Origin of the sequence: Providencia sp. PROV269 (assembly GCF_028477785.1) — a bacterium.
Classification (GTDB): domain Bacteria; phylum Pseudomonadota; class Gammaproteobacteria; order Enterobacterales; family Enterobacteriaceae; genus Providencia; species Providencia rettgeri.
The window spans coordinates 141,918-162,481 of the sequence record NZ_JAMPLV010000002.1; the positions used below are offsets into that span (position 1 = coordinate 141,918).

The window sequence follows — 20,564 nt, forward strand, 5'->3', positions numbered from 1 at the left end:
TCATTATTTTCCAGATTCTCAATTGTGAATTTTATTATGAGGAAACCTATTTGTGGATACTTGGATACTAGTAGGACTCGTATTAGTTTTTCTGCTAGTGCTAGCTCCGATTCTTGCTATCATTGCCATCAATCGAACAGGTCGGTTGCAGTACCAAATTTCGCTGTTAAATCAGAAGGTTTCCTCATTAGAGACTTTGCTTTCAAAAGCAAAATATACGCAGAGTATATCCGTTGATGGTGTGGCATCTCCTCAACCAGTTTTAAATGAAATACAGGATGCGCCTGTAGAGCAAGAGGGAAATGAATTCTCTTCTAGTGCGGACGTTAAATTAGACAACGAACAGGGAGCAACTCAAGAGCTTGCCTCGATGAGCCATGTTGCTTACCAGCAAGCTGAAAAAGAACATGGTTTATCTGATAATGTGAATTCAGCTCCGATGAGGGAGCAATCTACTCATGAAAATACCAATCCAAATAGGTTTGATAACACGCTAGTACAGCAAATTGACCCAAATCGATTTAATCGTAATAAGTCTAATACAAATCAAAACAATCAGCATTCGGTTAGTCACGATAAATCAATATTCAGCTATTTCTTTAGTTGGCTATTTAAAGGAAACCCGGTTGCGAAAATAGGTATCCTGCTGTTATTCCTAGGTGTGGCATATTTACTGAATTACAGCGTGCAAAATGAAATTATTTCACCGCAAATGCGGTTAATTTTCAGTGCAGTAGGGTGCTTAGCCTTACTAGGGGTTGGCTGGTGGTTACGAAATAAAAAGGTATTATTTGGGTTGATTTTACAAGGAGGGGCGATAGGCTGCTTGTATATCACTATTTTTGCTGCCTTTAAATTATATACGATGGTGCCATATGGAATGGCATTCGCGTTTATGTTACTTATTTGTGCAGCAAGTATTGCTTTGGCATTATTGCAGCGAACTATTAGTTTAGCCGTTTTAGCATCAATAGGTGGGTATTTAGCACCGGTATTGCTTTCTACTGGCGGTGGAAGTCATGTTGTCTTGTTCTCTTATTACCTGATGCTGTCCATTGGTATTTTGGTTATTAGTGTGTGGCAAGCTTGGCGCCCTTTAAATTTAGTTGGTATGGTGATGACTTATAGTGTTGCCATTTTATGGGGATTAGAAAATTACCAACCAGGCTATTATTTATCTTGCCAACTCTTTATCATCGCTAATTTAGTTGTATTTAATGCCTTAACTCAACTGTTTTCACTGCGTTTTGAACATAGCAAGCAACTGATTGTTGATAATACACTTCTGTTTGTTCCACCTTTTATTAGTATTGCCCTTCAATTCTTTATTTCACAAGGGGAAGGTCTATTACCAGCCTTTATTTCACTGATTGTTGGTTTGTTATATCTGATTACTGGATCACAAGTACATAAGCGCTATAAATCTGCTGGCAAAAATATGGCATTAGCGAATATTATTATTGGTGCTGGTTTTATTACTTTAGCTATTCCACTAGCGTTAACATTTGAGTGGACTTCCATTATTTGGTCATTAGAAGGGCTGTTAATTCTTTGGTTCGGTTTACAGCAAAACCAGAAAAAAATGGCGGCTATTGGCTCTTTATTGATTGTTATTAGTGCAATAACCTTATTAAGTGATTATCCTTATTTATATTGGAGTCGCAGTAGTACTTATATGGTGCCAGTGCTATTAATCGCATGTTTTATGGCCGGAGGGCTTTTCCATACTCGTCGTCATGAAGACAGCAACTTTACTTTATTTAGCTACGGTTTCTTAATTATTGGCTTGGTGACTTGGTTTTGCTGGCTCCCCTTATTTACGGATATTTTATCATGGAGCCGTGAATCTGAAGGCTTTATTATTTTAGTTTTGGTCGTTATTTCTGTTTGGTTCTGGCGTTTATATGCTATCCATATAAATTGGGTGCCATTGCTACTTTGCCAATCCATCCTATGGATTGCGGGATATTATTATCTTGGTTTAGATTTCTTAAATGACCAAAACCCGATGGGGCGTGGCGAAGGTTCTCTTATATGGCCAGTTGTATTGGGTAGTTCTGTTTTATTTGTTATTCATGCGTATAAACTTCGTGATCGCTGGATGCAAAGAGTACTTCATAGCGCTAATTTATGGCTAATTCTTGCATTTATTGGTACTCAGGTGAATTGGTTTGTCTCCATTTTGCCATGGGGAATGCACGAAGTGGGGTATTTTATTTATGTCATGGCGATAACGCTAACCGTGATTGTTCTTTATTGGCTACAACAAAATAGAATGCCACCAATGAAACGTAATGGGTTAATTTACTGGTATGCAATGCTCCCTGTGACAGTGGGGTTAATTGTATTATCTTGCTATGCGAATTTAGAAGATGGCAAATTGACCTTTTGGAGTTATGTGCCGTTAATCAACCCATTAGATGAAGCTGGGTTATTTAGTATTGCGACTCTAATTTTAATACGTAAAGGTTTCACTCAAAAAATACGCAACATGACAGTGGCTAATTTTTGGATTCTACGTAGTTTATTAGTGGCTATAATTGCACTTTCTGCTTATTGGTTTAACGGTATCTTAATTCGTGCAATAGCAGATTTCGCTGAGCTAAATTGGAACTATGATACTCTTTATGATTCGCGCTTATTGCAAACTGTGCTTTCTATCAGTTGGGCATTGGCTGCACTAGCCTGTATCACTATTGCCGCTATTAAGAAAAATCGTATTTGGTGGTTTATGGGAGCCGGTATTTTTGCTTGTGTTATTGCCAAGTTATTCTTAATTGATATTTATGGGCAGGGTGGTATTTCTCGCGCAATTTCATTTATTGGCGTTGCATTATTAATTTTAATTGTTGGGTATTTTTCACCATTACCACCAAAAGAAACAAAAGGGAAAGTCGAACAGGAGAAACAATCATGAGTTTAATAAAAAATACCGGGCTAAGAAGGTTTTTTGCAGTCTTCTCTTTGTCATTATTGTTTTCAAGTTACTTAAATGCGCAGACAGTAGAAGAGGCTACACCTTATAGCTTTTATCAAGGCTCAGAAATAAATGTACTCGATACATCGACTCCTTTTTATTGGTTAGAGCTCCCTGTAAATGCATACATTAATTCAGCGTACCCCAAGACCTTGCAAGATGTTCGCGTCTTTAACGGTACGGGTAATGAAATTCCTTCAGTCTTATTTTCTGATACGGAAAAGTCCATTTCTAATGAGAAGGTGACTTTTACGCCACAACGTTTAGTGACGCAGGTTGATAGCGTTAATTCTCATGATGATGTGCGTAGAGAAAGGCAACATCTATTAGTTGAATCTATTCCAGGCAAGGTAGATAGAATTGAGTTGCCTAGTATGCAGGTAAAAGACAATGTTGCTTATCAGGCTTATTTATTAACGAGAAATCAAAGTCAAACCAAAGATACGCCAATTAAAAACCTGACATTAGACTGGGCTAAAAGTGAGAATGAATGGCAGGCAAAGGTATTTGTTTTTTCCAGTGATGACAAAGAAAACTGGCTAAATATAGCAACAAACCAGCCAATTATGAATTTGAAGTTAAATTCTGAAACTATTGCAAGTAATAATATTGAATTATTAAATGGTAATTCAAAGGCATTGAATGCACCTTATCTTATGGCTGTGATTGTCAGTGGCCCTGATATTGTTATCCCTGACTTATTAAAAGTAAATGCTACTTCTAGTATACTTAATTCAACTTATCGCCAGGAATTATTCCATTTTGAAATGACCAATGATGGAGTTTCAAAAGACCATGTTATATATCAATTGCCAAGAGCTCAGCCATTAAGTGAATTACAAATACAATTGCAGCAATCAAATCGCGTGATCCCACTAAAAATAGAGTATTCATCTGATAGAGGTGAAAGTTGGAAATTACTCACTAATATTGTTGCATATAATCAAATAATAGATGGTGAATTAGTTAGTAATCCGAGCACTACACTTTATGGCGAAATGGTAGGTAAAGTAAGAATTTCTGCACTCAAAGGCAGTTGGGAGGACCAACCACCAAGGCTAACGGGGAAACGAGATGCTTATAACCTTATTTTTAATTTACAAGGTCCCGCTCCGTATTTGCTTGTTTGGGGGAATAAACAAGCAAGCTTTGATAAATTGACCACAAGCCAGCTGATAGGGAAACCAGATAGCATTGATGAACTAATGACGAATTACCCTCAGCTTTTTCTTGATAATACAGTCATTGAATTGGGTGGTGTAGATAGGTTAACTGCAACAGACGCAGTTGATGATAATTTTAACTGGCTGACAATTACCTTATGGGTATTGTTATTTATTGGAATATTAGTATTAGGGTATTTTTGCTGGTATTTATTAAGAGAAGTTAACTCTTCAGATAAAACAAATAATGAAGAGCTATAACTAGATTTTTATTAACCAAATAGGGAATGGTTCCCTATTTGGTATTAATTTACGTCGTTGACAGTTTTGACATCTCTTTACTTAATCATGATAACTCTTACTTGTAGTCTGTTTTTTCTGACGGGGATTTGCGCTAAAACAGTTCTAACAGAATAGGAGATGATGATGAAAAAAACATTACTGGCTCGTATATTTATTATGGTTGTTATTTTGACTGGTTTTTCAATAGCTGCCCAAGCTACGAGTAATACGGTATTAACAGAAATTGCAATGCATAATAAAGTGACGTATGAATATGTACTACAAAACACAGATGGAAATGATGCAGATATTGAATTTGAACGGGAAACGAAAGAATTTGATAGTTCACAGCTGCGCAGTATTGTTAACGATAAACGTTTTAGCGGGCGACAATTCAGAATAGATGAAAGGTAAATCATCACTTAACTTTTCTGCGGACATGTTCATATTGAGATTATAAATCTACGATCAAAATAAAGGGGATTCTATGCATCAAGGCCAATGTTTGTGTGGTTCTGTAAAAATCACAACTACAAAAGATATTAGTCATGTCAGTGTATGCCATTGCGGAATGTGCCAAAAATGGAATGGCGGCCCAGGTTTTAGTGTTGATTGTGGTAACGATTTAATAATTGAGGGGCAAGAAGCTGTGACAATTTTTGCGTCATCTCAATGGGGAGAACGTGCATTTTGTAAAAATTGTGGTTCACACCTTTTTTATCATTTACTTTCACCTTCAACATATTATGCATCAGCCGCTTTATTTAAAGAGAGCCAAGATGCGCAAATGAGTATGCAAATTTACATCGATAGCAAGCCTAAGTATTATAACTTTGTAGAAAAAACACCTATGTTGACAGAGAAGGATATTATGGAAATGATGTCCCCATCATCTGACTAAAGTTTCTAGTTATAGTATTAATAGCAAGAAATAGGCAATTCGGCAGTAGCTATTCAGACTGTATTTTTTGATTTTATTGGTTAAATTAAGTTCTTATTTGTCATGCGAACGACTTAAATTTGTTTTACAATTAAGGTAATAAATAGACTTAGAAGTTGTTCAGAGGGATAAAAAATGAACAGTATGAAAGGAATGCGTCATGCGAGTAATATCGCGTGGGTACTGCAATGGATATTAAATATAGGCTTGATAGCACTCGCTGCTGTACTTGTATTCTTCTTAGCTAAAGAAACAGTGACAATGGCTTCATTAATGTTTGGTAGCTCAAAAGGAGCAACGGCTTATGAGTTACTAGAAGGTATTGTCATTTATTTTCTGTATTTTGAGTTTATTGCTTTGATAATAAAGTATTTTATGTCGGGCTATCACTTTCCACTAAGGTATTTTATATATATAGGTATTACCGCAATTATTCGCTTAATTATTGTTGACCATAGTGACCCAATGACAACTCTGTTACATGCAGGGGCGATTTTGGTTCTTGTTGTAGCACTTTATATTGCAAATACTGAAAAATTAAAGCGTGAATAACATACATTAGTGTAATTTACTTGCATACAAAAAAAGGTGTAATTATTATTCCTTTTTTTGTATGCGTAACCACGAAGCCAAACACTTAAGTGATATATTCTACATCTAAACCTATAAGTTTATAAAATTTAAGATATAGCATATTTGAAATATAAAATTAATATAAATAATTCTAATGTTTTAATTTGCAACTGGTTTATCCTGTTAAAACTAATCACAAAAGTATTTTACTTTTATATATAGGTTATTTACTGTTATAAAGTTTCTATTCTAATAACATAAGTAGCTTGTAAATATGACAACTAAAACACTTCCCAAGAAAAAAGGGTTCTTAAACCGTGTTGAGCGCATTGGTAATGTTATGCCTGATGTGACTATGCTGTTTGTTTATGCCCTGATTATATGTTGGTTTTTATCTTATCTACTTTCTTTCGTAGATTTTAGTTATTACCATCCTATTTCAAAAGAAAAAATTGCTATAGTTAATATGTTTCAGTATGAGGAAATAATATTATTTATTACTGCGGCAGTTAAAAACTTCATTAATTTCCCTCCTCTCGGTATAACGATAGTGGCAACGTTAGGTATTGGTATTGCTGAAAGCAGTGGTTTTATTAATACTGCATTGAAAAAAATGTTGTCGTTTATTTCTCCTAGAATGTTAACGCCTACCGTGGTGTTTGTCGGGATTGTTTCTCATATTGCTTCAGACTCTGCCTATGTGATTTTAATGCCAGTGGCAGCGATGATGTTTTATGCGAGTGGTCGTCATCCATTAGCTGGGATTGCTGCTGCATTTGCAGGTTTAGCGGGGGGATTTACTGCAAGTTATACGCCGTCAATTATTGACCCAATAATGCAAAGTTTTACGCAAGATGCCGCACAAATGCTAGCGCCAGGTTATAGCGTAAATGTTTTATGTAACTATTTTTTTAGTTTGGGTGGTACATTTGGGGTTATTTTCACGTGTTGGTTTATCACTGAAAAGATTGTTGAACCATGGTTAAATAAAAATTGTCCGATCAATTCAAACGAAGTGGATACTGATTCTGAAAAAGATTTAGGTAAAATTACGGCCACTGAGAATCGTGCTTTTCGTATTTCAGGTTTAGTGCTAATTGCGTTAGGTATCGGATTATTTGCATTGTTATGGCCAGAGAATTCTCCATTACGCGGGCCTGATGGCAGCTTAACTAGCCCTAAAGCACCTATTATGCAAATCGTTGTGCCTTTACTGTTTATTTTCTTTGCTTTGCCAGGCATTGTTTATGGTTATATGACGAAATCTTTTACGTCAACAAAAGATGTTGTTAAGGCAATGGAAAATATTACTAAGTCACTTATCCCATTTATTGTTTTTGCTTTTTTTGCTGCCCAATTTTTATATTCATTTCAACATTCTAATTTAGGCACATTATTAGCACTTTCAGGAGCTGAGTTATTACGTACACTTGATATGCCATCTGGAATGACTGTTTTTGGCGTCATTCTATTAACCGCTATTTTAAATATCATGATTACTTCAGCGACATCAAAATGGGCAATCATGGCGCCAGTATTGGTACCGATGCTAATGGCAGTGGGAATTTCACCTGAGTTAACACAAGCGGCATTTCGTGTCAGTGACTCAGCAATGAACGTGAGCACACCGATGTTTCCGTTTTATCCGTTAATCCTGATGTATTGTCAAAAATACTATAAAAATGCAGGAATAGGAACATTGTGCTCAATGATGATCCCGTTTACTGTTGGGTTATTAATTATTTTGACTTCAACATTATATTTGTTCTGGGCTTTTGATATCCCAATTGGTTTCGACAGCGGTTACACATGGCATCCTGCACAGTAAGTAGGGCCAATACCTTATCTATTAAGTAAGTAGATAGGGTAAATATAGTCAATGCAAGGAATATGAAATGAACGAATTAGGTAAACAATTAGAGCAGCGTTTTTACCGCTATCTCGCTATTGAAAGCCAAAGTGACGCAGCAAGCATAGTTGTTCCAAGTACAGAAGGGCAACGTGAACTAGCAAAATTATTAGCTCAAGAGCTTGAAAACTATGGTCTGAAAAATGTTTATATTGATGACCATGCCATCTTATATGCAATGCGTCCAGGAAATAAGCCTTCAGCGCCAAAAATAGGTTTTGTGACTCATTTAGATACTGTCGATGTTGGGTTATCTCCCATCATTAAGCCTCAAACTTTGAGGTATGAAGGCCAGGATTTATGTTTAAATGAAAAAGAAAACATTTGGTTTAAGACTGCCGAGCACCCTGAAGCTGCACCTTATATTGGTGAAGATATTATTTTTAGTGATGGAACCAGCGTACTGGGTGCTGATAATAAAGCCGCTGTAACGGTTGTTATGGAATTAATGCATAAACTGCAATATGCCGATTTTGATTGTGGGGATATCTACGTTGCGTTTGTACCTGATGAAGAAATTGGTCTACGCGGTTCTAAAATTATGGATTTAACCCGCTTTAATGTTGATTTTGCTTATACTATTGACTGCTGTGCGCTTGGTGAGGTTGTGTATGAAACGTTTAATGCAGCTTCTATCGAAGTTTCAATTAAAGGTATTACCGCACATCCCATGTCAGCTAAGAATGTATTATTGAACCCTATTCGGGTTGCGCATGATTTTATTGGCTGTTTTGACCGTTTTGATACCCCAGAGCACACAGAACATCGCGAAGGCTATTTTTATGTCACAGATTTAATCGCAAACCCTGATAATGCTAAAATTAAAATGGCGATCCGTGATTTTGACCGCCATAGTTTTGCAGCTCGAAAACGTTTTATAGAACAAGCTATTGAATTAATAAAAGCACGTCATCCAAGAGCAAAAATTGAATGCAGCATTGTAGATGTGTATAGCAATATTAGTGACTCGTTAGGTGATGATCGTACAGTGATTGATTTAATTTTCGATGCATTGAAAATTCAAAAGGTTGAGCCTAAAGTGATCCCGATGCGTGGTGGTACGGATGGTTCAGCTTTATCAGCAAGAGGCGTCTTAACCCCAAATTATTTTACTGGCGCACTTAATTTCCACTCATGCTTTGAATTTTTACCAATCAGTTCTTTTGAGAAAAGCTACCTAGTATCAGAAACTATTTGTCGTTTAGTTGGAAAAAAATAACGCATCAGTTAACTCTTAATAATAAGACCACTTAATAAGGTGGTCTTTAATTATTAATTTCCATGAGTCATTCACCTAAATTATAATTTAATATTATTTTTAATAAAACAAAGATAAATTAAAAAGTGTATATGACTTTTTTATTTATTCATTTATTATTTTCACAATTAATTTTAAAATCCAATAGGGGAATTAATTGATTAATATTATAATAATTGACGATAATAATATTGCAATTCGTGGTTTTGAGGCAGTTTTTTCACGTCATATACGCTATAAGGTTGTTGCTTCTTTTCCAGCTGTGGAACATGCGATTACATGGAATAGATGCCAGAAAGCAAATATGATTTTAATCAGTAGTGATAGCTTCCGTTATGATTCACTAAAAACAGTCCAGACACTGCGCAGAACTCAACCGGATGTTGGGATCATTATATACAATGTCAGAAATAATCCGTCATTTTTTTTAAAAGCACTAGATATCGGTATTTTTGGTTTATTAAGTATCAATGTGACAGAAGAAGAGCTCATTGAAGCTATCCAGATTGTGAGTGTTAAACGGCGAATTATCTCTCCGGATATCGCGCAAGACCTTGCTCTCCAGCGGTTAATCTATAGCAATCAACAAGATATATATGATTTATTATCAGGGCGTGAATTGGAAATCATGTTAATGATTACTCAAGGGATACCTATCAAACGGGTGGCAGAGTCGCTTTCCTTAAGCCCTAAAACAGTAAATACCTATCGATATCGAATGTTTAGTAAACTTAATATCTGTAGTGATGTAGAATTAACTCATATAGCCATCAGTTATGGTTTAATTACAGCAAAACAGGGTTTATCCGAGTGTCAGAACAGTTCGAGCCGAAAGCTTTCTTAAAAACAGTCACTAATCAACCTGGTGTATACCGTATGTATGACGCTGGGGAAACGGTCATATATGTAGGGAAAGCAAAGGATCTTAAAAAACGCTTATCCAGTTATTTTCGTGAAAATGTGGGAAGTCGTAAAACAGAGCAGTTGGTTAAGCAAATCGCCTCTATTGATGTGACGGTGACTCATACTGAAACAGAAGCACTATTACTTGAACACAACTATATTAAGTTGTATCAACCACGTTATAACGTATTGCTGCGTGATGATAAATCTTATCCTTACCTATTTTTGAGCAGTGAAAAACATCCTAGAATTTCGATGCATCGAGGGGCGAAACATGCGAAAGGTGAGTACTTTGGCCCTTTTCCCAGTTCTTATGCGGTGAGAGAAACACTGGCGTTAATGCAGAAGTTATTTCCGATACGTCAATGTGAAGATAGCATGTATCGAAATCGCTCAAGGCCTTGTCTGCAATATCAAATTGGCCGTTGCTTAGGTCCTTGTGTTAAAGGCTTGGTTTCCGATGAAGACTATAATCAACAAGTTGAATATGTCCGTTTATTTTTAACCGGAAAAGATAAACAAGTTTTGGCGGGTCTCGTTGAGCGTATGGAAAAGGCAAGTTTAGAACTACGCTTTGAAGATGCCGCACGTTTTAGAGATCAAATTCAAGCGGTAAGGGCTGTTACGGAAGAGCAGTATGTATCTGGGGACAGCGATGACCTAGACGTTATTGGCGTTTCTTTTGAGTCTGGCCTTGCTTGCGTGCATGTACTTTTTATTCGTCAAGGGAAAGTCCTTGGCAGCCGTAGCTATTTTCCTAAAATTCCAGCAGATACTCAGCTTGAGGAAGTGGTGCAAACCTTCTTAGGTCAGTTTTATTTACAAGGCAGCGAAAATAGAACGCTACCGGGTGAAATATTATTAGATTTTGCATTAACAGAAAAAGAATTATTAGCGGAGTCTCTTTCTGAGATAGCCGGACGTAAAATTAATATTCAAAGCCAGCCGCGTGGTGTGAGGGCTCGTTACTTAAAATTAGCGAGAACGAATGCATCAATTGCGCTTTCTACAAAATTAGCGCAACACTCGACGGTACAACAACGCATGGCAGCACTAGCAAAAGTCGTTAATTTAGAAAATATTAACCGCATGGAGTGCTTTGATATTTCACATACGATGGGGGAGCAAACCGTCGCCTCTTGCGTTGTATTTGATAAATCAGGGCCAGTTAAATCAGAGTATCGGCGCTATAATATTACAGGGATCACTCCGGGGGATGATTATGCGGCGATGCATCAAGTCTTAACGCGTCGTTATGGTAAACATATTGATGAAAGCAAAGTGCCTGACATCATCTTTATTGATGGTGGTAAAGGCCAACTAGGGCAGGCAAGGGATGTATTTAATTCACTTGAGGTCGATTGGGATAAAAAACACCCATTGCTAATTGGTGTAGCTAAGGGAAGCGACCGTAAAGCGGGGCTTGAAACGTTATTTTTAAAACCTGAAGGTGAAGGTTTTTCATTACCACCAGATTCTCCGGCGTTGCATGTGATCCAGCATATCCGAGATGAGTCGCATAATCATGCGATTACAGGGCATCGACAACGACGAGCAAAGGTCAAAAGTACTAGCGCATTAGAATCTATTGAAGGGGTTGGGCCAAAACGTCGGCAGATGTTGCTAAAATATATGGGCGGATTACAGCCTTTACGTAATGCAAGTATAGAAGAAATCGCAAAAGTGCCCTCGATCTCATACGCCCTTGCAGAAAAGATTTATAATGCATTGAAACAGTGAGTGTCTTAGGGCAACATATTCATAATATCCAACTTGGTCAAAAAGTTAGTGAGCGTGATGAAATTAAACATACCAACGTGGTTGACATTATTTCGCGTCATCCTAATACCGTTTTTTGTATTAGCCTTTTATCTCCCTGTTACTTGGGGGCCGTTTGCATGTGCGCTTATTTTTGTTATCGCAGCGGTAACTGATTGGTTTGATGGTTTTTTAGCCAGATTGTGGAAGCAAACCACAAAGTTTGGTGCTTTTTTAGATCCAGTTGCTGATAAAGTCATGGTTGCAACGGCGTTAGTGTTAGTCACAGAAAGTTATGATGTTTGGTATGTGACTTTACCTGCGGCAACTATGATTGCACGTGAAATCATTATTTCATCTTTACGTGAATGGATGGCAGAGATAGGTAAACGTAGCAGTGTGGCTGTTTCTTGGATCGGGAAATTTAAAACAACAGCTCAAATGATGTCATTAGTCGGTTTATTGTGGCGCCCAACACCATTAATTGAAAACCTTTCAATTGCACTTATGTATGTGGCTGCTATCTTAACATTTTGGTCAATGTTCCAATATTTAAAGGCTGCATGGGGCGATTTGAGCGAAGCGTGATCGAAATGATTGAAAAAACAGCGAACGATCCAATTATTTCAATAATTGTATTGACTCGATAGGTGAAATCAGTAGAATGCAACGCATCGAACGGCAACATGGTTTACGAAAATAAATAAGTAAATCAGCCAGTTTGAAAAGCATAAGCTGAAAAGTGAAGCTTTATGCGGGAATAGCTCAGTTGGTAGAGCACGACCTTGCCAAGGTCGGGGTCGCGAGTTCGAGTCTCGTTTCCCGCTCCAAATTTCGAAAGAAATTCGGATAAGGCGCGTTAGCAAAGCGGTTATGCACCGGATTGCAAATCCGTGTAGCTCGGTTCGACTCCGGGACGCGCCTCCAAAATTTAGCCCAGGTGGTGAAATCGGTAGACACAAGGGATTTAAAATCCCTCGGCCTTTAGGCTGTGCGGGTTCAAGTCCCGCCCTGGGCACCATCTTAAAGTAATTAAACACCATTAAGTGTTTTATTTTAAGTTAGCTAACCACTATGCATCGTTATTGAATATATGGTTAGTTGGGTAAATTAATAATTTATCCAAGTTTGTGAGAAAGACAATTTGGCCCAGGTGGTGAAATCGGTAGACACAAGGGATTTAAAATCCCTCGGCCTTTAGGCTGTGCGGGTTCAAGTCCCGCCCTGGGCACCATCTCAATTTCAATCAGTGATGATTTGAAATTAACAATTAACCACCTATAGGTGGTTTTTTTGTATCTAATCCTCTTTAAATTCGTTGTATCTACTCAACTAATATCGGTTTGTTAGTTATATTTCTTCTTTATATTCAATGAATTATTTTTATAAGAGCGCAAAAGTTGCTTTGTTGTGTCAGCTAACGCGTAATTCGTGTAAAAAACCGTAAGTCAGACCGTTCTGTTGATGTTTTGTGGCACTATTTTGATTCTTGAAGAGGATCGAGCTATGTCTAACATGAAAACTGAAGTTGTTGTTGTACGATTAACGAAACACGAACGAGCACTACTAGACACAGTAAAAACAAAACCTTTATTAGCGGATTGGCTGAAAGAAATTGCTATGGCAAAGGCTAAAAAGCAGGAGAGTAAAGAAGAATAAGATGGCCTTAACTACGCAGAAATCAATTGAGTCATTTAATGTAATGATAGAAAAGTTAATTTTTGATTAATTATTCGTTTTTGGTAGTATCAAATTAGATGACTTAATTGGAATTTGAGAAGTGATGAATAAAGGGATTTTGTTTACGTTAATACTGGTGTTTGCTTCTGGTTGTACAACGAAAAAATTGGATGCCCCCTATGGGTTCAAATGGGGGCAAACCCCCGTTGATATAAAAAAATTGAATTTAAAAGGATTACAATGCACTGAATTTGAAGAGGGAGGTGCTTTATGTTCATCAGAAAACTCTCCTCAAATAGCAAATAAACTGTTTTTATTGATGTTTTCTCGGGAAAAAAATACATTAATGTTAGTTTCTTCTCAAGGAAAAGATAGCCGCGACCAATCAGTCATTTTGGCCGAGTATGATGCGATTAACCAGAAAATGTTTGAAGCATATGGTTTGCCAAAGCAAACAATCGAGCGTTATAAACGGGATATTTATTTCTTAGATAAAATATCTGATGACGAAACAACGCCATTTAAGCGAGTTTATGAAAAAAATGGCATGCAGATTATGGTTGGTATTGTTAGTAATGCCCATTTTCGCAAAATTCACGATAAAAAAGATATTGTTTACTCAGTTATGGTTATCCATAATTTAATACCAACTAAACCGCAATAAGCGGCTATCAAGTTATTTGACACACGCTAATGTTGTTTTTTATTTCGTTTAGTTATCAGCTCGCACATATCTTTTTGCCGCTGGATGAGTTCTTTAATTTCTGTCGCATAAGTGTCGATAAAGCTGCATTCGAGAGTGGTGGCTTCACCATCGAAAACTTCAACAAAAGTTCCATCCTGTTTTACGCCCCAATAATGGTTACCGTCACCCATGATTTTTAATAGTGGCAAAACATCGGTTAGCTCATAAAGTTCAACTAAACTTTCATAGGCATTTTGTATATTAGCCCATTCAGGAAGATCTTCTGCTTCGATTCCTAAAATGACTAAACCTCGATGAAATGTCCACGCTGGGCCAACATCGAATAATTTAGCTTCAGGCCATAATTCTTCTCGGGCCATGATGCAAAGTGCATTAGTTTTTTGCGAAAAGGCTAAAAAATCTTTGGGTAATGCTATTCCTGTGGATGTAGCTAAATTGGCAATTGCTTTATCCGTAGGAGGTTTAGCTGCAACAGCATGAAATTCATTTTTGTTAATATCTTGCAGTATTTCCCACATGCGGTCATGGAATTGATCTGGGGACATGATTATAAATTCCTTCATCTCAACAGTGTATGTTTCAAGAACACCTATCTTTCAATATTTTATACATAAGTGCGATGATTATTTAACTAAGATAAATCTCGTAGATGAAAATACTCATAAATGTTGGACTAGTAGAAATTATTTTATGAGTTATATCAGGAAATTATCATGAGAAAAACGTTATTAGTCGCTCTCTTGGCGCTATTTATCCCATTTTCTTCGCAAGCAGGCTCAAAATACTATGATTGCGGAAAAACGCTCATGAGTTTAGAGCAGCAACTGCGTCACGCTTCATACCATGGTAATAAAAACAAAGTGTCCAAAATCAGGAAGAAAATCCATAAAATTAGTAATAAGTGTTATGATAGCCACTCTGGCGCTACTAGAATATATGACCATTATTCTAGAGGAAAAGAAACTAGCCTTGAGCGGGAATTAGATTCATTACGTCGTGTTATTGAAGCGCTTAACGATTTAAAATAGATAATTAATGAGAAAATAAGCCATAAACTGGTCTGTTCTCCCTATTTATTTTCACTCTGTCTTAAGTAAATGGATAATATCAGGTATATTAGACCCTGATTGTTAGCTACCAAGAAAAAATGACTATGATTATCAAACCTAAAATTCGTGGTTTTATCTGCACTACAGCTCATCCGGCAGGCTGTGAAGCCAATGTGCGTGAGCAAATTGCCTACGTGAAATCACGTGGTGAACTGAAAAATGGCCCTAAGAAAGTTTTAGTTATTGGTGCATCTACCGGTTATGGCCTGGCCTCTCGTATCAATGCTGCATTTGGCAGCGGTGCGGCTACCATCGGTGTATTTTTTGAAAAGCCAGGCAGTGAAGGTAAAACAGGCTCTGCGGGCTGGTACAATTCTGCAGGTTTTGACAAAGCAGCGAAAGAAGAAGGCTTGTATGCGAAAAGCATTAATGGTGATGCTTTTTCTGATGAATGCCGTCAAACCGTTATTGATTTAATTAAACAAGATTTAGGCCAAATTGATTTAGTAGTTTATTCACTGGCCTCACCTGTGCGTAAAATGCCTGAAACAGGTGAAATCGTACGTTCGGCCTTGAAACCTATTGGCGAACCGTACAAATCTGTTGCTCTGGATACCAACAAAGATGTGCTAATTGAAGCCGTTGTTGAGCCCGCAAATGAACAAGAAATTGCAGATACAGTAAAAGTCATGGGCGGCCAAGATTGGGAACTGTGGATGAATGCATTAGATGAAGCAGGTGTTTTAGCTGATAATGCACAATCTGTGGCTTATTCTTATATTGGTACAGATTTAACATGGCCAATTTATTGGCATGGTACATTAGGTAAAGCAAAAGAAGATTTAGACCGTGCGGCTCATGCAATTAACCAAAAATTGCAAGCTAAGGGTGGGGCAGCGTATGTTGCTGTATTAAAATCTGTCGTAACACAAGCCTCTTCTGCAATTCCTGTAATGCCTTTATATATCTCTATTGTCTTTAAAATCATGAAAGAGAAAGGGATCCATGAAGGTTGTATTGAACAAATTCAACGCTTATTTGCCACTAAATTATTCAATGACGCAGTGCCAGATACCGATGAAAAGCATCGTCTACGTTTAGATGATTGGGAATTGCGTGATGATGTTCAAAATACATGTCGTGAAATTTGGCAGCAGTTGAATGATAATAACATCAATGAGCTAACAGATTACCAAGGTTATAAAGCTGAGTTTCTCCGTTTGTTTGGCTTCGGTCTAAACGGTGTTGATTATGATGCTGACCTTAGCGGTGAAGTGAATTTTGAAGTAAAAGAGCTGATTTAGTCGCTTTGTCCTTGATTGTTAATATCTTAGAAACCCGCTAATTGCGGGTTTCTTTTTTAGCTATCTTGTAAATCATATGCTTCTGCTTTATTTTGTTCATTAAATTATTCTACTACGATGGCCTCACCATCACGGATCAGTGTTTTAGAAATAATCGCTCCATTTTCATCAAATTCAGTTACTGTGCCAACAAGTTCTCCATTTTTAAAAGTACCAGTAATGCTTGGTTTTTACTTGGAGTGTTATGGTAGATTTTAAATGGTGCCTTATAGCGCGGTTAATTCGATATCGATACGGCCATTCTCATAGTAGGTTTTGATGTATTTATCCAGACATCCTTTAGATACCCAAGTTTTGAATTTTGGCTGGCCATTATCGTACTCAGTTTCAAATGCGCCTTCAGCAAGATCTTTAGGTGTTTCTGTGGAAGGAAACTCTATCGTTTTTAACTCATTTAATTCCCCAAATTTTGAATCTGAGTTTGAATTGGAATTTGTAGAGCCCCCAAGTTGACATCCGGAAATAAAAATAAAGAAAGTAGTGCGATAGACTTAATTAGTTTTAGCTTGAAAATGTAGCCTCTATTATTACGATAAAAAATAATGGATTCAATTGCATATAAAACTATAGCCTTTTTATGACTCACATATTGTGATAGTTATCCTAAACTATTTGTTTCTAATAGATTATAGGTGACTTTTGAAGAGCAGTTTTGCTGAATAAATATTAATGTTAGTCAGCTTAATAATAAGGTAATTTAGCAAGTTAATGTAATTTGCATAATAAGGGAGTTATGGATGTTAGTTGTTGAAATGTTGAGTACTGGCGATGAGGTTTTACACGGACAAATAATTGATACAAATGCCGCTTGGTTAGCAGACTGTTTTTTTCAACAAGGTCTCCCTTTGAGTAGCCGAACAACTGTTGGTGATGATTTAGATAGTTTAGTCGCTACTTTCCTTGAACGTAGTTTATCTGCAGATGTTCTGATTGTTAATGGTGGGCTTGGGCCAACAAGTGATGACTTAAGTGCTTTGGCAGCGGCTAAAGCTGCGGGAGTTCCATTAGTTGAGCATTCACAGTGGATTGAGGTTATGGAGCGCTATTTTATTGCCAGAGGGCGAGTTATGCCTGAGACAAATCGTAAGCAAGCGCTACTTCCTGCCAATGCGGAATTAATTGATAACCCAGTCGGAACAGCTTGTGGCTTTTCATTAGTTTTGAATGATTGTCTAATTTTTTTTACACCGGGGGTTCCTTCAGAGTTTAAAGTTATGGTGAATGAGCAAATTTTGCCGAGGTTACGTGAACGGTTTACATTGCCAGAGCCACCAATTTGTTTACGTCTAACCAGTTTTGGTCGTAGTGAAAGTAGTCTTGCGAAGCAATTTGATAGCTTACCTTTACCTGAAAATTGTGTTTTAGGCTACCGCTCCTCAATGCCTATTATTGAATTAAAACTGACGGGGCCTGCATCACAAAAAGAATTGATGGAGAGAGATTGGCAACTCGTGAAGCAAGGAGTAGGGGATAATCTGATATTTGAAGGTACTGAAAGTTTAGCACAAAAAATTGGTAAGTTATTAAAAGAAAAGAAATTAAACGTAATAGCTAGTGAACAATATAGTGCTGGGTTATTAAATTGGACATTGGATTCAGCAGGAATCGTTATTTCTGACAGTCAAATTTTACCACTTGATGTGGAGCAAACATTAGAAACTCTAGCGCAAAGAGCTCAGAATATAACGATTAACCACCCCTTATCTATTGGTTTAGTGATTGGTGAATATCAGGAGCAGTATCTAAACGTTGCATTATCAACCCCAGATAAGTGTTATGTGCAAAGAATTCACTATTTACCAAATAATCATTCGCAGAAAGAAAAGCAAGAAGTCAGTGTAATGTTAGTACTAGATATGCTGTCTCGCTGGTTAAATGGTCGTGAGGTTATTGGCTATTATGAATGGTTAGTACAAACAGAAACACTTATCTTAGAGAGTTAGTGGGTTATGAAATTAAAAGATTATGCGTATATCCCTGTTCTTGAGGAAAGGCCTTTTCAATCGGAATTTCAGTTAGTAATAACAGAATCTATTTACTGGCTGAGTCACATACTAAAAGAAAAGCTCCATAGCCTATATGTTTATGGCAGTGTTGCAAAGGGCTGTGCAAAACCTCAACAATCAGATTTAGATCTGTGCATCATATTACGTGACGATCTTACCCAATTTGAGACAACCAGACTTAATGAAATACAACTACAACTAACGATTAGTCACACCGAGATAAGCAAAATTGATTTTGATATTGGTATACTTACGGATGTGATGAGTGAGGCTAATTTATATAGTTGGGGATATTGGATTAAGCATCATTGCCGTTGCATTTATGGGCATGATTTAGCTACATATTTTAGCCAACTTATCCCTTCGCGGGAAATAGCAGAAGCAGTTAATGGTGATTTTGTTAATGTACTCAATGATTATATTGACCAAATTAATCATTGTAATGATGACGCTGAACTAAAGTTATTATATCGGGCGGCATCGAGAAAACTCATTCGTTCGACCAACATTTTACGTTGGAAAAAAGACAATGACTGGCCAGAAACATTATCTGAATATACACAGAAATTAGTCCAACGTTATCCTGAACGGCAATTTGAGATAAATTATTTTTTATATCAAGGAACTGTTCCGTTTGCTGATGAGCAATTCGTGGGGAAATTAATCCAGTTTATCAATTGGTTAGATTGTGAGCGCTCTAATAGTATTAATAAATAAACCCGTTATAGCTCATCAGGCTGCAGTGCATTAACGATATAATTAATACTTGAAACACCCTTTTTGCAGGCCTTGTCTTTTAATATAGTCGGAGTTTTATCAATAGCCATTTTTACTGAAGACAGTTGATCTGTGTAGGTTTGTGCCCCAATAATCTCTGGATTATTATTTAAGTATTCAATAACTTCATCAACTTTTTGATAAAATTGGCCACAGGAGTCACCATCAATTTCTAAGGTTTTTAATTCATTTAGCGTATTTGGAATCAGTTGCTTGGTTTGCTGTTGTACCTGCTCGATATACTTTCCTGTTTTTACTTGCTCAACGATAGTCATTACCTGATTTTTCATGTTAAAAAACAAGGTAATAGATGTAATTAAGGCGATAGCAAGAATAATGTTGATGCTTATACTGATCCAGAGAAAGTATCTTTTCATTACATTCCTTGAGTGAAAAATAAACCTGTAATATATAGCCTAGTAGAGTGAATAATGTCGATATGTAAGCTTAACACGAAAAAACAAGGTAACCCAATAATAGGTTACCTAGGTTATTATAATTGATAGTGGTTATCGAACCGTTAAAACAGAAATTTTTGAATTTTGAATAACCATTGATGCTGTCGAACCTAAAAAATATGTGGACATACCGGGACGCTTTGAGCCAATTACAATTAAATCAGCAGAAATTTCTTCAGCAACGCGTAAAATCTCATCTCTTGGTGTTCCCATTAAAACTTGCGCGCTGTACTTATCACTTGAAAGATTAAATTCTTTAATAATCTCAGTGAGTTGTCTTGTTACATTATCTTGTTCACTATCCGCTTTTTCAGCAAAACCAAATCCCATCGTGGTATAGAAAGGGATAGTAGGAATAATCGCTAAAAAATGAATGTGTGCTTTTTCATATTCAGCAAGGTATTGAATATGTGCCATAACTAAATGTGCTAAGCTTTTTTCTGTTATATCAATCGGAACCAAAATCTTATTATACATATTTTTCTCCAGCTTTTATTTATTGAGTTCATGCAGTAATCGGGTCGTTAGTTTATAAAGAGTAGAGCTGTTAAATTAGTAAATGGCCGAGTCAATCAAAATAATGTTAATTTACACATAGGAATTACATACCTCGGGCTCCATCATAGCGGATCAACAAAATAAATACTTTGATGGCGGATTTAACTTAAGAAACTTAATGGTGATATTTATAGGCTGTTTTTCATGCGCTTTGTGCTATACAAAACGTGAGTACTTTGAATCATCACCTTCCTGTTATATGA

At 36.8% G+C, this 20,564-nt stretch carries 19 protein-coding genes and 4 tRNA genes; 20 read left to right on the forward strand and 3 right to left on the reverse strand.

Translation table 11 applies throughout. The features are described from left to right. The first annotated feature begins 52 nt into the window (after nt 1-52). The 16 genes from PR683_RS01920 to PR683_RS01995 all read left to right on the forward strand — a co-directional run bounded on the left by PR683_RS01920 (nt 53) and on the right by PR683_RS01995 (nt 14,107). Nucleotides 53-2,917, forward strand: coding sequence for a DUF2339 domain-containing protein (locus PR683_RS01920; RefSeq protein WP_272581643.1), 2,865 nt, complete (start codon nt 53-55; stop codon nt 2,915-2,917). Then, nucleotides 2,914-4,401 (forward strand): DUF3999 family protein, encoded by a 1,488-nt coding sequence (locus PR683_RS01925; protein ID WP_210783343.1) that lies wholly within the window; start codon nt 2,914-2,916, stop codon nt 4,399-4,401. The genes PR683_RS01920 and PR683_RS01925 overlap by 4 nt, the downstream gene beginning before the upstream one ends. Before the next feature lie 165 nt (nt 4,402-4,566). After that, nucleotides 4,567-4,836, forward strand: a complete 270-nt coding sequence (locus PR683_RS01930) for a hypothetical protein (protein ID WP_109911205.1) — start codon at nt 4,567-4,569, stop codon at nt 4,834-4,836. 73 nt (nt 4,837-4,909) lie between these two features. Beyond that, nucleotides 4,910-5,323, forward strand: a complete 414-nt coding sequence (locus tag PR683_RS01935) for a GFA family protein (protein ID WP_109911206.1) — start codon at nt 4,910-4,912, stop codon at nt 5,321-5,323. A gap of 183 nt (nt 5,324-5,506) precedes the next feature. Next, nucleotides 5,507-5,914: a phosphate-starvation-inducible protein PsiE gene (psiE, locus tag PR683_RS01940; protein WP_371021253.1), complete on the forward strand. Its 408-nt coding sequence runs from the start codon at nt 5,507-5,509 to the stop codon at nt 5,912-5,914. 295 nt (nt 5,915-6,209) lie between these two features. Then, on the forward strand, nt 6,210-7,763 hold the full coding sequence (locus PR683_RS01945) for an AbgT family transporter (RefSeq protein ID WP_109911208.1): 1,554 nt from the start codon (nt 6,210-6,212) through the stop codon (nt 7,761-7,763). 67 nt (nt 7,764-7,830) lie between these two features. Next, a complete protein-coding gene (gene pepT / locus PR683_RS01950; RefSeq protein ID WP_272581644.1) occupies nt 7,831-9,063 on the forward strand; it encodes a peptidase T in 1,233 nt (410 codons plus the stop codon). Between the two features lie 196 nt (nt 9,064-9,259). Beyond that, nucleotides 9,260-9,946, forward strand: coding sequence for a LuxR C-terminal-related transcriptional regulator (locus tag PR683_RS01955; RefSeq protein ID WP_196719699.1), 687 nt, complete (start codon nt 9,260-9,262; stop codon nt 9,944-9,946). Continuing rightward, nucleotides 9,913-11,745, forward strand: coding sequence for an excinuclease ABC subunit UvrC (gene uvrC, locus PR683_RS01960; protein ID WP_164528928.1), 1,833 nt, complete (start codon nt 9,913-9,915; stop codon nt 11,743-11,745). Before PR683_RS01955 ends, uvrC begins: the two co-directional genes overlap by 34 nt. Nucleotides 11,746-11,802: 57 nt before the next feature. Next, the gene (gene pgsA / locus PR683_RS01965) at nt 11,803-12,351 is read left to right on the forward strand and encodes a CDP-diacylglycerol--glycerol-3-phosphate 3-phosphatidyltransferase (protein ID WP_004263394.1); all 549 of its coding nucleotides are present in this window, start codon (nt 11,803-11,805) and stop codon (nt 12,349-12,351) included. 166 nt (nt 12,352-12,517) lie between these two features. After that, nucleotides 12,518-12,593 (forward strand) — tRNA-Gly (locus PR683_RS01970). A 23-nt stretch (nt 12,594-12,616) separates the two neighbouring features. Next, nucleotides 12,617-12,690: transfer RNA gene (locus PR683_RS01975), tRNA-Cys, on the forward strand. Nucleotides 12,691-12,697: 7 nt separating this feature from the next. Beyond that, nucleotides 12,698-12,784, forward strand: a tRNA-Leu gene (locus tag PR683_RS01980). A 126-nt stretch (nt 12,785-12,910) separates the two neighbouring features. Further along, nucleotides 12,911-12,997: transfer RNA gene (locus tag PR683_RS01985), tRNA-Leu, on the forward strand. Between the two features lie 272 nt (nt 12,998-13,269). After that, nucleotides 13,270-13,422 (forward strand): MbeCy, encoded by a 153-nt coding sequence (locus tag PR683_RS01990; protein ID WP_272581645.1) that lies wholly within the window; start codon nt 13,270-13,272, stop codon nt 13,420-13,422. Between the two features lie 124 nt (nt 13,423-13,546). Beyond that, a complete protein-coding gene (locus PR683_RS01995) occupies nt 13,547-14,107 on the forward strand; it encodes a hypothetical protein (RefSeq protein WP_117162027.1) in 561 nt (186 codons plus the stop codon). A 26-nt stretch (nt 14,108-14,133) separates the two neighbouring features. Here the strand turns inward: PR683_RS01995 and PR683_RS02000 are convergent, their stop codons facing one another. Continuing rightward, complete coding sequence (locus PR683_RS02000; protein ID WP_109911213.1) at nt 14,134-14,694, reverse strand: SMI1/KNR4 family protein; 561 nt, start codon at nt 14,692-14,694, stop codon at nt 14,134-14,136. 168 nt (nt 14,695-14,862) lie between these two features. Between PR683_RS02000 and PR683_RS02005 the strand changes: the two genes are divergently transcribed. From PR683_RS02005 to PR683_RS02020, 4 genes are all read left to right on the forward strand, one after another. Further along, on the forward strand, nt 14,863-15,177 hold the full coding sequence (locus tag PR683_RS02005; RefSeq protein ID WP_115167415.1) for a DUF1090 family protein: 315 nt from the start codon (nt 14,863-14,865) through the stop codon (nt 15,175-15,177). A 125-nt stretch (nt 15,178-15,302) separates the two neighbouring features. After that, nucleotides 15,303-16,502, forward strand: a complete 1,200-nt coding sequence (gene fabV / locus PR683_RS02010) for an enoyl-ACP reductase FabV (protein ID WP_109911334.1) — start codon at nt 15,303-15,305, stop codon at nt 16,500-16,502. A gap of 797 nt (nt 16,503-17,299) precedes the next feature. Next, nucleotides 17,300-18,505, forward strand: coding sequence for a nicotinamide mononucleotide deamidase-related protein YfaY (locus PR683_RS02015; RefSeq protein ID WP_272581646.1), 1,206 nt, complete (start codon nt 17,300-17,302; stop codon nt 18,503-18,505). Between the two features lie 6 nt (nt 18,506-18,511). Then, the gene (locus tag PR683_RS02020; protein WP_109911216.1) at nt 18,512-19,285 is read left to right on the forward strand and encodes a nucleotidyltransferase domain-containing protein; all 774 of its coding nucleotides are present in this window, start codon (nt 18,512-18,514) and stop codon (nt 19,283-19,285) included. A 5-nt stretch (nt 19,286-19,290) separates the two neighbouring features. Here the strand turns inward: PR683_RS02020 and PR683_RS02025 are convergent, their stop codons facing one another. Then, nucleotides 19,291-19,722 carry a DUF5339 family protein gene (locus PR683_RS02025; RefSeq protein WP_042851572.1) on the reverse strand — a complete coding sequence of 144 codons (432 nt, stop codon included), beginning with the start codon at nt 19,720-19,722 and terminating at the stop codon, nt 19,291-19,293. Between the two features lie 132 nt (nt 19,723-19,854). Further along, nucleotides 19,855-20,280 (reverse strand): universal stress protein, encoded by a 426-nt coding sequence (locus tag PR683_RS02030; protein ID WP_004910195.1) that lies wholly within the window; start codon nt 20,278-20,280, stop codon nt 19,855-19,857. Between the last annotated feature and the right edge of the window lie 284 nt (nt 20,281-20,564).